This window comes from Frigoribacterium sp. VKM Ac-2859 (assembly GCF_013204925.1).
Taxonomy (GTDB): domain Bacteria; phylum Actinomycetota; class Actinomycetes; order Actinomycetales; family Microbacteriaceae; genus Frigoribacterium.
This window is the reverse complement of sequence record NZ_JABMLC010000002.1, coordinates 16,084-30,509: the sequence shown is the minus strand read 5'-3', so window position 1 is coordinate 30,509 and position 14,426 is coordinate 16,084. Positions and strand designations below refer to the sequence as shown.

Sequence of the window (14,426 nt, the reverse complement as noted above, 5' to 3'; positions counted from 1 at the left end):
CGTGCTGGTCGCGATCGTCGGGGCGACCGGCACGGGGAAGTCCGCCTTCTCGCTGGACCTCGCCGAGGCACTGTCCGCCCGGGGCGAGACGGTCGAGATCGTCAACGCGGACGCCATGCAGCTCTACCGGGGCATGGACGTCGGCACGGCCAAACTGCCGGTCGCCGAACGGCGAGGCTTCGCGCATCATCTCCTCGACGTCCTCGACGTCACCGACGAGGCGAGCGTCGAGTGGTATCAACGCGAAGCCAGGGACCTCATCGACGGCATCGTCGCGCGAGGGGCGGTGCCGGTCCTCGTCGGCGGGTCCGGGCTCTACGTCTCGAGCGTGTTGTTCGACTTCCGGTTCCCCGGCACCGATCCTGCGATCCGGAGTCGCTACGAAGCGATCGCCGACGAGCGGGGAGCAGGGGCGCTGTACGACTTGTTGAGAGAGCGCGATCCGGCGTCCGCCACGTCGATCGGGCCATCCAACGCCAGGCGTCTCGTCCGGGCGCTCGAGGTCGGGGACCTCACCGGACGTCCCCTCTCGGGAACGCTGCCCGAGAAGTCGTCACCGTGGCGGCCGTCGAGCGTCTTCGGCGTGGCCGAGGAGCGCCCCGTGCTCGTCGAACGTCTCGACCGACGCGTCGACCAGATGTGGCGAGACGGTCTCGTCGACGAGGTACGGGGTCTGCTTCCCCTCGGGCTCGAGCGAGGGGTCACGGCGAGCCGGGCGATCGGTTACGCGCAGGCCGTCGCCCAGATCCGGGGTGAGCTCGGCGAGGGGGACGCCATCGATGCCACGGCGGCCCTCACCCGTCGCTACGCCCGCCGCCAGGCGAGCTGGTTCCGCCGGTACGACGACGTCGAGTGGTCCCGCTCGGGCGACGCCCAGGCGGTCGACCGGGCCGTGGCTAGAATCCTGGGGTGACCACCACGCTGCAGTTCACCAAGGGGCACGGCACGGGCAACGACTTCGTCTTGTTCACCGATCCCGATGCGGGCACCGACCTGAGCCCCGTCATGATCCGGGCCCTGGCGGACCGGAGGTTCGGGGTGGGCGGGGACGGGGTCATCCGTGCGGTCCGCACGGCGGCTTTGTCCACCGAGGCGGGCCTGCTCGAGACCGAGCCGCGCGCCGAGTGGTTCATGGACTACCACAACGCCGACGGCAGCCCGGCCGAGATGTGCGGCAACGGCATCCGTGTCTTCGCGCGCTACCTCCTCGAGCGGGGGCTGGTCCAGCTGGGCGAGGACGACGTGCTCGTCGTCGGCACGCGGGCCGGCGCGCGTGAGGTGCGTCGTGACGGCACGGGCTTCCGCGTCGACCTGGGGCCGTGGAGGCTCGGCGACGACGATCCGGTCGTGCGGGCGCGCGAGCTGCACGCGGCGCGTCCCGGCCTGCCGATCTCGGTGGGCAACCCCCACGTGGTGGTGGCACTCGCCGGCGACGACGAACTGGACGGTCTCGACCTGACCTACGTGCCGATCGTCGACCCGGCCCCGGCCGACGGGGCGAACGTCGAGTTCGTGGTCCCGGCGGACCCGCTCGTGGTCGACGGGCTGGGTCGCATCCGCATGCGTGTCCACGAGCGCGGCAGCGGCGAGACCCTGTCGTGCGGCACCGGTGCGGCAGCGGCCGCCCTGGCGACGCGGTACTGGGCAGGAGCCTCGGCACCCGAGGCCTGGTTGGTCGAGGTTCCCGGCGGCGTCGTGGGCGTGTCGGTGAGTCATCACGCCGATGGTGAGCACGTCTCACTCAGCGGGCCGGCCGAACTGGTCTTCACCGGCGCGCTCGAACTCTGAGCCGCGCCGGGGGCGGCGTCCAGATCTCGGCGAGAAGTCCGATCAGTCGGCGTCGCTGAGTCGCTCGGCACGCAAGATCCGGTATCCCTTGCTGGTGGAGGCGCGGGTCACGTCCACGACGCCGGTCATGGTCTCGTTCATCCAGCGCTGCAGGGAGTCGGCTCCCAGGTTCTTCTGCACGACCAGCCACGCGTCCGACCCCGCGTCGAGGCGGGGGAGCCACCGTTCGAGCAGGGAGTGCAGTTCGGCCTTGCCGACCCGGATCGGCGGATTCGACCAGATCGTCGCGAAGCGGAGATCGTCGGGAACACCGTCGGGGGTCACGGCGTTGACGTTCTCGAGGCCGACCGACCGCGCGTTCTCGCGCACGAGGTCGAGCACTCTCTCGTTCACGTCGACGGCCCAGACCGTCGCGTCGGGTGACGACAACGCGAGGCTCAGTGTGATGGGGCCCCACCCGCACCCGACGTCCAACAGATGGCCCGCCCTCGGCGGCGTCGGCGTGCCCGCCAGCAGGACCGAGGTGCCCGGGTCGACGCGGCCGGGGCTGAAGACGCCGGCAGCCGTGGTCAGGGTCAGCTCCCGGCCTGCGAGGACGACCTCGATCGTCCGGGGCTTGGCCTCGCTGCCGGGCTGGGGGGAGAAGTAGTGCTCGCTGGCCATGGTCGCCAACCTACCGAACATCCGGCAGGGCCTCGCTCCCTGCTCTCCGCACACCGAAAGGGTTAGTATCACCCCGATGACAGACCACACCACGACCCCGCTCGATCCGGAGCGGAACGACCAGCCCGACGACGTCGTCGCGCGCGTGCTCGATCGTGCAGCCCAGAGGGCATCCGGCTACACCGTGTTCTCGCCGGCTCAGGCCATCCAGACCCGCTCGTTGCACCACGACGGCGACTCCGACGGCGATCAGTCCGAGCGCGACGACCGCCAGGCGCTCCGCCGCGTGGCGGGCCTGTCGACCGAACTGCAGGACGTCACCGAGGTCGAGTACCGACAGTTGCGCCTCGAGAACGTCGTCCTGATCGGCGTCTACTCTCAGGGGTCGATGGCGGACGCCGAGAACTCCCTTCGCGAGCTCGCTGCCCTGGCCGAGACGGCGGGGGCGGTCGTGCTCGACGGACTGCTGCAGCGACGGCCGAACCCGGACCCGAGCACCTACCTGGGCAAGGGCAAGGCCGAAGAACTGCGGGGAACGGTCGCGGCCCTCGGCGCGGACACCGTCATCGCCGACACCGAACTGGCCCCCAGCCAGCGACGCGCCCTCGAGGACGTCGTCAAGGTCAAGGTGATCGACCGCACGGCCGTCATCCTCGACATCTTCAGCCAGCACGCCAAGAGCCGGGAGGGCAAGGCGCAGGTCGAACTGGCCCAACTCGAGTACCTCCTGCCCCGTCTCCGCGGTTGGGGCGAGTCGATGTCCCGCCAGGCCGGTGGACAAGTCGGAGGCGCGGGTGCCGGAATGGGCAGCCGCGGGCCCGGTGAGACCAAGATCGAGCTCGACCGGCGCCGCATCCACACCCGCATGGCCCGGCTCCGCAAGCAGATCAAAGAGATGAAGCCTGCCCGCGACGCCAAGCGAGCCAACCGTGACCGCAACGAGGTGCCCACCGTCGCCATCGCCGGGTACACGAACGCCGGGAAGTCCAGCCTCCTGAACCGGTTGACGAGCGCGGGCGTCCTCGTCGAGAACGCGCTGTTCGCGACCCTGGACGCGACGGTCCGCAAGAGCGTGACGGCTGATGGTCGTCCCTTCACGTACGCCGACACCGTCGGATTCGTCCGGAACCTCCCTCACCAGCTGGTCGAGGCATTCCGATCGACGCTCGAGGAGGTCGAGGCGTCCGACGTCATCGTGCACGTCGTCGACGGGTCGCACCCCGACCCCGCCGCCCAGCTCGCCACCGTCCGAGACGTCATCGCCGAGGTCGACGGTCGCGACATCGCCGAGATCGTCGTCTACAACAAGAGCGACCTCGTCGACGACGACCAGCGTCTCGTCCTGCTCGGACTCGAGCCGACGGCGGTCTTCGTCTCGGCACGGACAGGTGAGGGCATCGACGAGCTGCTGGCCCGCATCGCAGCCGTCCTGCCCGAACCCGAGATCGAGCTCGACCTGTTGGTGCCGTACGACCGCGGCGACGTCGTCTCCCACCTCCACGACTCGGGCCGCATCGTCAGCACGGACTACGAGGAAGAGGGCACCCGGGTCCACGCCCGGGTCTACCCGAGTGACGTCGCCGGGCTCACGCCCTACGTGGCTCCCGTGGGCGTGGGGCGCTGACGCCGAGCCCCACGTCCTCGAACGACGAAGCGCCGACCACCTGTGGTGGTCGGCGCTTCGTCGTGCGCGGGGCGGGTCGCGACCGCCGAGAGACGATCAGACGGAGCGCAACACGGCGACGACCTTGCCGAGGATCTGCGCATGGTCGCCGACGATGGGTTCGAACGCGCTGTTCCGGGGAAGCAGCCAGGTGTGGCCGTCTCTCTGGCGGAACACCTTGACGGTCGCTTCGTCGTCGAGCATGGCCGCGACGATGTCGCCGTTCTCGGCGTCCTGCTGCTGCCTCACGACGACCCAGTCCCCGTCGCAGATCGCCGCGTCGATCATCGAGTCGCCGACCACCCGCAACATGAACAGTTCGCCCTTGCCGACGAGTTGACGCGGCAGGGGCATCACGTCCTCGATCTGCTGCTCGGCCGTGATGGGGATGCCGGCGGCGATCCGTCCGACCATGGGGACGTGAGCCGTGTCGCCGTCGTCACTCGTCGTGAAGACGGTGGCCGGGGCCGCCGCCGGCGCCGTCGCGTCCATGAGGACCTCGAGGGCTCGGGGTCGGTTCGGGTCGCGGCGGATCTTGCCGGCGAGTTCGAGCTGGTTCAGCTGGTGCGTGACGCTCGACAGGGACTTGAGGCCGACGGCGTCGCCGATCTCGCGCATGCTCGGGGGATACCCGCGGTGTCCGATGCTCTCGGTGATCGCGGCGAGTATCGACTCCTGCTTCGCCGTCAACTCCTTGCGGTGGAGGACAGCCGGATCGAGCTGACGGGGGGCGTCGGTGGCCGCCTGCGGGGTGCGCTTCGGGTCGCTCATGGGTCTCCTGCCGTCGATGTCGGTGGTCCCTGTTTGACTCTTACCACCGATCGAAACCGTATCCGATCGGGCGGTGTCGACAAAACACATGTTCGAGTGTGTCGCGTTATCGCCTCCCGATCCACAGCGATTCCGTCCGGTGATACCTGTCGCGGGGGTTGAAAGCCTCGGCAATCGAATGTATGTTCGGAACACGTCTTCGTGCCCGGCATTCCCGGCCGAGTGCCGGGCACGAACTCGTCCCCTGTCTTCCACGGTGAAAGGACCACCTCATGAGCGTCACCTCAGCATCAGCAGTTGCGTCCCCCGTCGACTCGACCCGAGTCGTGCGCACGCGTCTGCGCATCACCCGGCGGGGCCGCGCGGTCGTCGCCGCGCTCGTCGCGGTCCCGCTCGTCGTCGTGGCGGGTGCGCTCGTTCTCAACGGTGGCGGCGCCGTCGCGTCCGACACGACGGGTCGCGCGGACTTCCAGCACGTGACCGTCGACGGTGGCGAGACGCTCTGGCAGGTCGCGTCCGAGATCGACCCCGACGCCGATCCTCGCGACGTCATCGCCGACCTCGTCTCGCTCAACAACCTGCCGAGCGCCGAGGTCTCCGCCGGGCAGAGCCTCGCCGTCCCCGCTCAGTACACTCGCTGAACTGCCGCCGCCGACGAGGTGGGTGGTCCGGCCCACTGACATCGTGTTCGTTCGGTGGCGACCGACCCGACACACCGTCGGCCCGCCCGTACGATGGTGGGGTGTCCTTCAGTCTCGACGACCTGCCCATCCGTGACGACCTCCGGGGGCTGACGCCCTACGGCGCTCCCCAGAAGAAGGTCCCGGTCGCTCTCAACGTCAACGAGAACACGCATCCCATCCCCGAGGACGTCGCTCGCGACATCGTCGAGTCGGTGGCCCGGGCGGTCCTCGACGTCAACAGGTACCCCGATCGTGAGTTCACGACGCTGCGCGACTCGCTGGCGGCCTACCTCGGGCACGATCTGACCCGCGACAACATCTGGGCGGCGAACGGCTCCAACGAGGTCATCCAGCAGCTCCTCCAGGCCTTCGGAGGCCCAGGCCGCTCCGTCCTGGGGTTCCCCCCCACGTATTCGATGCACTCGATCATCGCCACGGGCACCGGCAGCCGCTGGATCGAGGGTCGTCGTGACGAGGGGTTCCGCATCTCGCCCGAGACCGCGATCTCCGAGATCGAGCGCACCCGTCCCGACATCGTCTTCTTCTGCGGACCGAACAACCCCACGGGCACCCCTCTCGATCTCGCCACGATCGAGGCTGCCTACGACGCGACGGACGGCATCGTCTTTGTCGACGAGGCCTACGCCGAGTTCATGCCGGCCGACCAGCCGACGGCACTGACCCTCCTGGCCGGCCGCGAACGTCTGGTCGTGTCCCGCACGATGAGCAAGGCGTTCGCGTTCGCCGGTGCCCGGGTCGGCTACCTGGCCGCGCACCCGGCCGTGGCCGACGCGCTGCGTCTGGTGCGCCTCCCGTACCACCTCTCGTCCCTGACGCAGGCGGCGGCCGTCGCAGCGCTCTCGCACGCGAGCGAGATGCTCGCCATGGTCGACGACATTAAGGCACAGCGTGATCGCATCGTGCACGAGTTGACCGAGCTCGGGTACGAGCCGTGGCCCACCTGGTCGAACTTCGTCCTCTTCGGCGGGGTCGATGATCCGACCGACGTCTTCGAGCGCCTGCTCGAGCGGGGCGTCATCGTCCGCAACCTGGGCATCCCGAACCACCTGAGGGTCAGTGCAGGCACCGAGGCCGAGACCACCGCGTTCCTCGAGGCGCTCCGCGACATTAGGCTCTCTTCGTGACCGAGACGACCCGCGCCGCCCGTACCGCTTCCCTCTCGCGCGAGACGAGCGAGTCCAGCATCGCCCTCGCCCTCGACCTCGACGGTTCGGGCCGATCGACGATCGACTCGTCGGTGCCGTTCTTCGACCACCTCCTGACGGCGTTGTCGAAGCACTCCCTGATCGACCTCGAGGTCACCGCGAAGGGCGACACGCACATCGACGTCCACCACACCGTCGAAGACATCGGCATCACGTTCGGCACCGCGCTGAAGCAGGCGCTCGGCGACAAGTCGGGCATCTCGCGCTACGGTGACGCGCTCGTCCCGCTCGACGAGGCCCTCGTGCAGGCGGTCGTCGACGTGTCGGGGCGTCCGTACCTCGTCCACACGGGCGAGCCGGAGGGGTTCGAGTACCACCTCATCGGCGGGCACTTCACCGGCTCGATGGTCCGCCACGTCTTCGAGGCGATCACCTTCCACGCCGGCATCACCGTCCACGTCCGTGTGCTGGGCGGGCGTGATCCGCACCACATCGCCGAGGCCGAGTTCAAGGCGTTCGCCCGGGCGCTCCGCCAGGCGGTCCAGCCCGACCCGCGCGTCAGTGGCATCCCGTCGACGAAGGGCGCCCTGTGAGCGGCGCGCGTCCCTCCGTCGTCGTCCTCGACTACGGCAGCGGCAACGTCCACTCGGCCGTCAAGGCGCTCGAGTTGGCGGGTGCCGACGTCGAGTTGACGTCCGATCGCGCCCGGGTGCAGGCGGCCGACGGCCTCTTCGTCCCCGGTGTCGGCGCGTTCGCAGCCGTCATGAGCCAGCTCGAGTCCGTGCGAGGTGGCGAGCTGATCGACCGACGGCTGGCCGGCGGGCGTCCGGTCATGGGCATCTGCGTGGGCATGCAGGTCTTCTTCGAGGGCGGCGTCGAACGCGGCAACAGCACCGGTGGCCTCGGGGCGTGGCCCGGGGTGGTCGACGAACTGAAGGCTGACGTCCTGCCGCACATGGGCTGGAACACCGTCGACGTGCCCGAGGGCAGCGTGCTCTTCGACGGGGTGGCCGACGAGCGGTTCTACTTCGTCCACTCGTTCGCCGCACAAGAGTGGTCCCTCGACGTGATCCGACCCTTCACCGAACCGCACGTCACCTGGGCCGATCACGGCGGCCGTTTCGTCGCCGCCGTCGAGAACGGCCCGCTCTGGGCGACGCAGTTCCACCCCGAGAAGTCGGGCCGGCCGGGCATCCGGCTGCTCTCGAACTGGCTCGGCACCCTCTGACCCCGGCGCGACCGACCCGATCGCGCCTCCTGACCCTGCGGTGCCCGGCGCCGTGAGAGAGACGACATGAGCGAGTTCTGCACCACCCCCGCCCTGACCCTGTTCCCCGCCGTCGACGTGGCGGGCGGTCAGGCCGTGCGCCTGACCCAGGGTGAGGCCGGCAGCGAGACGAACTACGGCGACCCGGTCTCGGCAGCCGACGACTGGGCGAGCCAGGGCGCTGAATGGCTGCACCTGGTCGACCTCGACGCCGCCTTCGGGCGCGGAGACAACCGCGCCGTCATCAAGAGGGTCATCAAGCAGGTCAAGGGCGTCAACGTCGAGCTCAGCGGTGGCATCCGCGACGACAAGTCCCTCGAGGACGCGTTGAGCACCGGCGTGAAGCGCATCAACCTCGGCACCGCGGCCCTCGAGAACCCCGAGTGGGCCGCCCACGTCATCGCCGAGTACGGCGAGGCGGTGGCCGTCGGGCTCGACGTCCGGGGCACCACGCTGGCGGCGCGGGGTTGGACCGAAGAGGGCGGCGATCTCTGGGCCGTCCTCGCGCGGCTCGAAGAGGCCGGCTGTGCGCGCTACGTCGTGACCGACGTGACGAAGGACGGCACGCTCCAGGGTCCCAACGTCGACCTGTTGCGTCAGGTGATGGAGCACACCGATCGTCCGGTGATCGCCTCGGGGGGCATCTCGAGCCTCGACGACCTCGTGGCTCTCCGTGAGCTCGTGCCGCAGGGGCTCGAGGGCGCCATCGTCGGCAAGGCGCTCTACTCGGGAGCCTTCACCCTCGGCGCAGCCCTCGACGTCGCGTCGAACTGATGACGACCGCGCCGGGCGGACCGGGGCACGCACACGACGATCCCGGTCCCGGCGGAGACAGCGCCGGGCGGCCGTGGGCCGGGCGAACCTTCGACCATCACGACACGGCGCACGCCGGAGACGACGGGTGCGCCGACCCGGACCTGCTCGACGCCCTCCTCGGGTTCCGCGAGGGGCGGCTCGGAGAGAGCGACGTCGTCGACGCCCTCCGTCCGGCGCGCCTGCTCGTGCCTCTGGTCGCCGTGGCGGGGGACGAAGGTCTCGACGACCACGGTCGCCGCGTCGACAAGACGCAGGAGCTCTCCATCGTCACGGTCTCCGGTCCGGACGGCCGGGACGTGTTGCCGGCATTCACCTCGGTAGAGACCTTGACGCGGTGGCGTCCCGCTGCCCGACCGGTGCCGGTGGAGGCTCGGCGCGTGGCCCTCGCGGCCGCCTCGGAGTCGACCGACCGCATCGTGGTCGACCCTGGATCGATCACCGAGTTCGGTCTGCGTCGTCCGGCCGTCTGGGCCGTCGCGCAAGACCTCCCGTGGGTGCCGAGCCACCACGACGAAGACGTCCTGCGCGCGTTCCTCGACGCGTCACGTGACGAGGAGGCGCTGGTCAGCCTGGTCGTCGCGCCCGGCTATCGAGACGCCCGGCTCGGTGCCCCCGAGATCGTCGTCCAGCTGGGCGTGGCGCCGGGTCTGGACCGCGACGCCCTTCACGCGCTGCTACAGCGACTGCAGGCGGCCTGGGCCGCCGATCCGGTGATCGCCGACCGGGTCGACAGCATGTCGGTGAAGGTCGTCCCGGGCTGAGGACGAGCCGTCCGTCAGGGTGCGGGAGCCGGACGCGCGGTTCGGTGGACGCGCGGTTCAGTTGACGGGGCCGGTGTACTTCTCGCCGGGGCCCTGGCCGATCGCGTCGGGGATGGCCGACGCTTCCCGGAAGGCGAGTTGCAGCGATCGCAGGCCGTCGCGGAGCGCCCGGGCGTGCTGGTCGCCGATCTCGGGTGCGCTGGCGGTCACGAGTCCGGCGAGGGAGGTGATGAGCTTGCGGGCCTCGTCGAGGTCGGTCTGTCGCTGCGGATCGTCGGCCAGGCCGACCTTCACCGCGGCGGCGCTCATCAGGTGGACGCAGACGGTGTTGATGACCTCGACCGCGTTGACGTCGGCGATGTCACGGGCGGCGTCGTCACCGAAGTGCAGATCGTCCTCGAACCGCGCCGTCGCGGGGGAGGTGTCGGGCGACGTGGCCGGTGCCGGATCGCCGAAGCGGGCGTCGGGAATGGGTGCGTCGTCGGGGGAGTGGCTCACGAACTGATCCTCTGCTAAACTCGTCCAGGCTCGGAGCGTCTGCTCCGTGCGAAAGTGGAGATTCTCCCACCCGCGCTTGACCGTTAGACAAGGTTACCGGGTTGTTGGCACCCCGTTCGATCAGCACCACCGTTCCACCTCGGTCCTCGTCAGAGGCCTCGGGCAGACGGCGACCGAGCAGCCAGGGTGCGGTGTGATGCGTCGTCAGACGGTGCCCGCACGAAACTCCTCTTTCTCTGGTGAGGCCGTCCGGCCCCGCCAGATGCAGAAATGACGACAGAGGAGTTCCGCATCAGCGATCCCCGTACGAACGACCGTATCCGCGTCCCCGAGGTCCGCCTCGTCGGGCCCGCAGGTGAGCAGATCGGCGTCGTTCCCATCGCCATGGCCCTGCGTCTCGCCGCAGAGGCCGAGCTCGACCTGGTCGAGGTGGCCCCCAACTCGAAGCCTCCCGTGGCCAAGATCATGGATCACGGAAAGTTCAAGTACGAGGCTGCGCAGAAGGCGAAAGAAGCCCGTCGCAACCAGGCGAACACGATCCTCAAAGAGGTCCGTTTCCGCCTGAAGATCGACAAGCACGACTACGAGACGAAGCGCAAGCGCGCCGAGGGCTTCCTCCAGGGCGGCGACAAGGTCAAGGCCATGATCCTGTTCCGTGGTCGCGAGCAGTCGCGTCCCGACCAGGGCGTCCGCCTCCTCCAGCGCTTCGCCGAAGACGTCTCCGAGTGGGGCAGCGTCGAGTCGACGCCCACCATCGACGGTCGCAACATGGTGATGGTCATCGGCCCGCACAAGAACAAGTCCGAGGCCAAGGCCGAGGCAGAAGCTCGCAAGGCGGCCAACAAGCCGCCGAAGCACCCGACGTCCGACGAGGTCCCGGCCGATGCACCGGCCGAGCGACCGACAGAAGAAAGTAAGTAAGACATGCCCAAGCAGAAGACCCACTCCGGCGCCAAGAAGCGCTTCAAGGTCACCGGTTCCGGCAAGATCATGAAGCAGCAGGCTGGCATGCGCCACAACCTCGAGGTGAAGAGCGCCAAGCGCAAGGCTCGCCTGAACCAGGACCAGGTGCTCGCTCCCGCCGACGCCAAGGTCGCCAAGAAGCTTCTCGGTCACTGACCGCTGACACGAACGTAGAGGAACAAGAAAATGGCAAGAGTCAAGAGAGCGGTCAACGCCGCCAAGAAGCGTCGCGTCATCCTCGAGCGTGCCGAGGGTTACCGCGGTCAGCGTTCGCGCCTGTACCGCAAGGCCAAAGAGCAGGTCACGCACTCGCTCGTCTACTCGTACCGTGACCGTCGTGCGCGCAAGGGCGAGTTCCGTCGTCTGTGGATCCAGCGCATCAACGCCGCGTCGCGTGCGAACGGCCTGACCTACAACCGCCTCATCCAGGGTCTGTCCCTGGCCGGCGTCGAGGTCGACCGTCGCATCCTGGCCGAGCTGGCCGTCAACGAGCCCGCCACGTTCGCGTCGCTCGTCGCCACCGCCAAGGCCGCGCTGCCCGCCGACACCTCGGCCCCCAAGGTCGCCGCGTAGTCGCACCCGCACCACCCTCGAGGCCCGACGGCCCGACACCCACCCCGGTGTCGCCGTCGGGTCTCGTGCGTCCGCGGCACGTGGTGGTCCTCGTGCGGCATCATGGACGGGTGCCCCACGACTCCCTGCTCGACAATCCCCGTTCACCCCGAGTCCGGGCGGTGGCCAAGCTCTCGAAGCGCGACGCTCGCACCGAGACCCGCACGTTCCTGCTCGAAGGGCCGCAGTCGGTCGGTGAGGCCCTGGCCTTCCGGCCCGAGCTGATCGTCGAACTCTTCGGCACCCCGACTGCTCTCGAGCGTTACCCCGAGGTGGCGGTCGCCGCCGGGGCGGAGGGCATCGACGTCCAGTTCGTCACCGAGCCGGTGCTCGAGGCCATGGCCGACACGGTCACGCCACAGGGCATCGTCGCCGTCTGTCGGCAGTTCCCCACATCGGTCAAGGACGTCTTCGCCGCCGAGCCCAAGCTCGTCGTGATCCTCGAGGAAGTCCGCGACCCCGGCAACGCGGGCACCATCATCCGGGCCGCGGACGCCGCGGGTGCCGACGCCGTCATCATGACCGGTCGCAGCGTCGACCTCTACAACCCCAAGGTCGTCCGGTCCACGACGGGTTCGCTGTTCCACGTGCCGGTCGCCGTGGGCGTCGAGTTGCCGGCGATCGTCGACCGGTGTCGTGAGGTCGGCCTCCAGGTGCTCGCCGCCGACGTCAAGGGAGACGACCTGCTCGCCGCCCGCACCGAGGGCGTGCTCGCCGAACCGACCGCCTGGCTCTTCGGCAACGAGGCCCGAGGTCTCACCGACGCCGACCTCGCGCGTGCCGACCGCGCCCTGGTCGTGCCCATCTACGGTCACGCCGAATCGATGAACCTCGCGACGGCGGCCTCGGTGTGCCTCTACGAGAGCGCCTTCGCCCACCGCAGCTAGCGCCTCCTCGTCCCGCAGGAGGCGCGGGTCGGGCCGTGCGCTCTCGTCGCGGTGGGACGCGTCGTTTCGTTTTCATTAAGAATCCACTGTGAATTTGACCCCGACCTGGGGGTCTGTTTGTGTGGGCGCATGGAACCCCTCGTCGTGGTCGACCACGTCAACAAGCACTTCGGTGACCTCCACGTCCTGAAGGACATCACCACGACGGTGGGCAAGGGTGAGGTGGTCGTCGTGATCGGCCCGAGCGGTTCGGGCAAGTCGACCCTCTGCCGGGCGATCAACCGCCTCGAGACCATCGACGACGGCGTCATCACGATCGACGGCACGCGGCTGCCCGAAGAAGGTGCGGCTCTCGCCCGCCTGCGCGCCGACGTCGGCATGGTGTTCCAGAGCTTCAACCTCTTCTCGCACAAGACCATCCTCGAGAACGTCATGCTGGGCCAGCTCAAGGTGCGGAAGCGCACCAAGGCCGAGGCGCGCGAGCGGGCGATGCAGTTGCTCGAGCGGGTCGGCGTCGCGAACCAGGCCGACAAGATGCCGTCCCAGCTCTCGGGCGGGCAGCAGCAGCGTGTCGCGATCGCCCGGGCACTGGCGATGGACCCCAAGGTGATGCTCCTGGACGAGCCCACCAGCGCACTCGACCCCGAGATGATCACCGAGGTGCTCGACGTCATGGTGCAGCTCGCGAAGGACGGCATGACGATGATCGTCGTCACCCACGAGATGGGGTTCGCGCGCAAGGCCGCCGATCGCGTCGTCTTCATGGCCGACGGTCAGATCGTCGAAGAGGCGACGCCCGAGAAGTTCTTCACCGACCCCCAGTCGACCCGCGCCCAGGACTTCCTCGCGAAGATCCTCACGCACTGAGCGGGCGCGGCCGAGTCCGCGACCCGTTGCCCGGCACCCGAACAGCCGGCCCACGACACCCGATCGCCGCCCGGCGTCCGGGTCACCCAGCAAGGAGATCAGAATGCGACTCAGCAAGGGATTCGTCGCCGTAGCCGCAGCAGCCGCCGTGGTCCTCGGCCTCTCGGCCTGCACCGACTCGTCGGCCCCGGCCGTCGACGTCGAGACGCCGGCCGACTTCGCCGACGGCAGCACCATGGCCCGCCTCGCCGACGCCGGTGAGATCACCATCGGCACCAAGTTCGACCAGCCGCTGTTCGGCCTGGCCAACCCCGACGGCGTGCCCGAGGGCTTCGACGCCGAGATCGGCAAGCTCGTCGCCGCGAAGCTCGGCATCGAAGCCGACAAGATCACGTGGGTCGAGACCGTCTCGGCCAACCGCGAGCCGTTCATCCAGAACGGCCAGGTCGACCTCGTCATCGCGACCTACACGATCAACGACGATCGCAAGAAGGTCGTCTCGTTCGCCGGCCCGTACTACACGGCCGGTCAAGACCTGCTGGTGCTCGACGGCAACCCCGAGGGGATCGAGTCCGCCGACGACCTGGCCGGCAAGAAGGTCTGCACCGTCAGCGGCTCGACCAGCGAGAAGAACGTGGCCGAGTACACCACCGACATCCTCGCCACCGACACGTACTCGAACTGCCTCGAGCCCCTCCGCACCGGTGCGGTGTCGGCCGTGACGACCGACAACGTCATCCTGGCCGGCCTCGCCGACCAGAACGAGGGCGAGTTCGAGGTCGTGGGGGAGACCTTCACCGAAGAGCCCTACGGCATCGGTCTGGCCCTCGACGACACCGACTTCCGCATGTTCGTCAACGACACGCTCCAGGACGCCGAGGACGACGGCACCTGGGACGAGTTGTGGGAGAAGACCGCGGGCAAGGTGCTCGACACCCCGACGCCCCCCACGATCGACCGCTACTGACACCGCGCGGGCACCCGGGGCGACCAGCCCCCGGGTGCCCGCGTCCTGCCCCGA

At 69.2% G+C, this 14,426-nt stretch carries 18 protein-coding genes; 15 read left to right on the top strand and 3 right to left on the bottom strand.

Annotation, left to right across the window (positions count from 1 at the left end; all coding sequences use genetic code 11):
• The first annotated feature begins 1 nt into the window (after position 1).
• Both miaA and dapF read left to right on the top strand, forming a co-directional pair.
• Entirely contained in the window at positions 2–913 is a 912-nt protein-coding gene (gene miaA / locus HQQ78_RS08030; protein ID WP_173152319.1) for a tRNA (adenosine(37)-N6)-dimethylallyltransferase MiaA, read from the top strand.
• Positions 910–1,788: a diaminopimelate epimerase gene (dapF, locus tag HQQ78_RS08025; RefSeq protein ID WP_173152316.1), complete on the top strand. Its 879-nt coding sequence runs from the start codon at positions 910–912 to the stop codon at positions 1,786–1,788. Before miaA ends, dapF begins: the two co-directional genes overlap by 4 nt.
• A 42-nt stretch (positions 1,789–1,830) precedes the next feature.
• Here dapF and HQQ78_RS08020 read toward each other — a convergent pair whose 3' ends face one another.
• The gene (locus tag HQQ78_RS08020) at positions 1,831–2,451 is read right to left on the bottom strand and encodes a class I SAM-dependent methyltransferase (protein WP_173152313.1); all 621 of its coding nucleotides are present in this window, start codon (positions 2,449–2,451) and stop codon (positions 1,831–1,833) included.
• A 76-nt stretch (positions 2,452–2,527) separates the two neighbouring features.
• On the opposite strand from HQQ78_RS08020, the gene hflX reads away from it, so the two are divergent.
• Positions 2,528–4,075 carry a GTPase HflX gene (gene hflX, locus HQQ78_RS08015; RefSeq protein WP_123571780.1) on the top strand — a complete coding sequence of 516 codons (1,548 nt, stop codon included), beginning with the start codon at positions 2,528–2,530 and terminating at the stop codon, positions 4,073–4,075.
• A 96-nt stretch (positions 4,076–4,171) separates the two neighbouring features.
• On the opposite strand, the gene lexA is transcribed toward hflX, so the two are convergent.
• Entirely contained in the window at positions 4,172–4,885 is a 714-nt protein-coding gene (gene lexA, locus HQQ78_RS08010; protein WP_173152310.1) for a transcriptional repressor LexA, read from the bottom strand.
• A 272-nt stretch (positions 4,886–5,157) separates the two neighbouring features.
• On the opposite strand from lexA, the gene HQQ78_RS08005 reads away from it, so the two are divergent.
• The 6 genes from HQQ78_RS08005 to HQQ78_RS07980 all read left to right on the top strand — a co-directional run bounded on the left by HQQ78_RS08005 (position 5,158) and on the right by HQQ78_RS07980 (position 9,578).
• Positions 5,158–5,526, top strand: a complete 369-nt coding sequence (locus HQQ78_RS08005; RefSeq protein WP_173152307.1) for a hypothetical protein — start codon at positions 5,158–5,160, stop codon at positions 5,524–5,526.
• 101 nt (positions 5,527–5,627) lie between these two features.
• The gene (locus HQQ78_RS08000; protein WP_173152304.1) at positions 5,628–6,713 is read left to right on the top strand and encodes a histidinol-phosphate transaminase; all 1,086 of its coding nucleotides are present in this window, start codon (positions 5,628–5,630) and stop codon (positions 6,711–6,713) included.
• Complete coding sequence (gene hisB / locus HQQ78_RS07995; protein ID WP_056048065.1) at positions 6,710–7,327, top strand: imidazoleglycerol-phosphate dehydratase HisB; 618 nt, start codon at positions 6,710–6,712, stop codon at positions 7,325–7,327. The genes HQQ78_RS08000 and hisB overlap by 4 nt, the downstream gene beginning before the upstream one ends.
• On the top strand, positions 7,324–7,962 hold the full coding sequence (hisH, locus tag HQQ78_RS07990; RefSeq protein WP_056048061.1) for an imidazole glycerol phosphate synthase subunit HisH: 639 nt from the start codon (positions 7,324–7,326) through the stop codon (positions 7,960–7,962). Before hisB ends, hisH begins: the two co-directional genes overlap by 4 nt.
• A 66-nt stretch (positions 7,963–8,028) precedes the next feature.
• On the top strand, positions 8,029–8,775 hold the full coding sequence (gene priA, locus HQQ78_RS07985) for a bifunctional 1-(5-phosphoribosyl)-5-((5-phosphoribosylamino)methylideneamino)imidazole-4-carboxamide isomerase/phosphoribosylanthranilate isomerase PriA (RefSeq protein ID WP_173152301.1): 747 nt from the start codon (positions 8,029–8,031) through the stop codon (positions 8,773–8,775).
• The gene (locus HQQ78_RS07980; protein ID WP_173152299.1) at positions 8,775–9,578 is read left to right on the top strand and encodes an SseB family protein; all 804 of its coding nucleotides are present in this window, start codon (positions 8,775–8,777) and stop codon (positions 9,576–9,578) included. The genes priA and HQQ78_RS07980 overlap by 1 nt, the downstream gene beginning before the upstream one ends.
• Before the next feature lie 57 nt (positions 9,579–9,635).
• Here HQQ78_RS07980 and HQQ78_RS07975 read toward each other — a convergent pair whose 3' ends face one another.
• Entirely contained in the window at positions 9,636–9,968 is a 333-nt protein-coding gene (locus tag HQQ78_RS07975; protein WP_043596743.1) for a DUF1844 domain-containing protein, read from the bottom strand.
• A gap of 378 nt (positions 9,969–10,346) precedes the next feature.
• Between HQQ78_RS07975 and infC the strand changes: the two genes are divergently transcribed.
• The 6 genes from infC (at position 10,347) to HQQ78_RS07945 (ending at position 14,372) form a co-directional block, all read left to right on the top strand.
• Positions 10,347–10,997: a translation initiation factor IF-3 gene (infC, locus tag HQQ78_RS07970; RefSeq protein ID WP_082060163.1), complete on the top strand. Its 651-nt coding sequence runs from the start codon at positions 10,347–10,349 to the stop codon at positions 10,995–10,997.
• 3 nt (positions 10,998–11,000) lie between these two features.
• A complete protein-coding gene (gene rpmI / locus HQQ78_RS07965; RefSeq protein ID WP_043596704.1) occupies positions 11,001–11,195 on the top strand; it encodes a 50S ribosomal protein L35 in 195 nt (64 codons plus the stop codon).
• Between the two features lie 30 nt (positions 11,196–11,225).
• On the top strand, positions 11,226–11,612 hold the full coding sequence (rplT, locus tag HQQ78_RS07960) for a 50S ribosomal protein L20 (protein ID WP_043596706.1): 387 nt from the start codon (positions 11,226–11,228) through the stop codon (positions 11,610–11,612).
• 125 nt (positions 11,613–11,737) lie between these two features.
• Complete coding sequence (locus HQQ78_RS07955; protein WP_173154702.1) at positions 11,738–12,538, top strand: RNA methyltransferase; 801 nt, start codon at positions 11,738–11,740, stop codon at positions 12,536–12,538.
• Positions 12,539–12,667: 129 nt separating this feature from the next.
• The gene (locus HQQ78_RS07950; RefSeq protein ID WP_043596708.1) at positions 12,668–13,405 is read left to right on the top strand and encodes an amino acid ABC transporter ATP-binding protein; all 738 of its coding nucleotides are present in this window, start codon (positions 12,668–12,670) and stop codon (positions 13,403–13,405) included.
• A gap of 103 nt (positions 13,406–13,508) precedes the next feature.
• Entirely contained in the window at positions 13,509–14,372 is an 864-nt protein-coding gene (locus tag HQQ78_RS07945) for a glutamate ABC transporter substrate-binding protein (protein ID WP_173152296.1), read from the top strand.
• Positions 14,373–14,426: the final 54 nt, after the last annotated feature.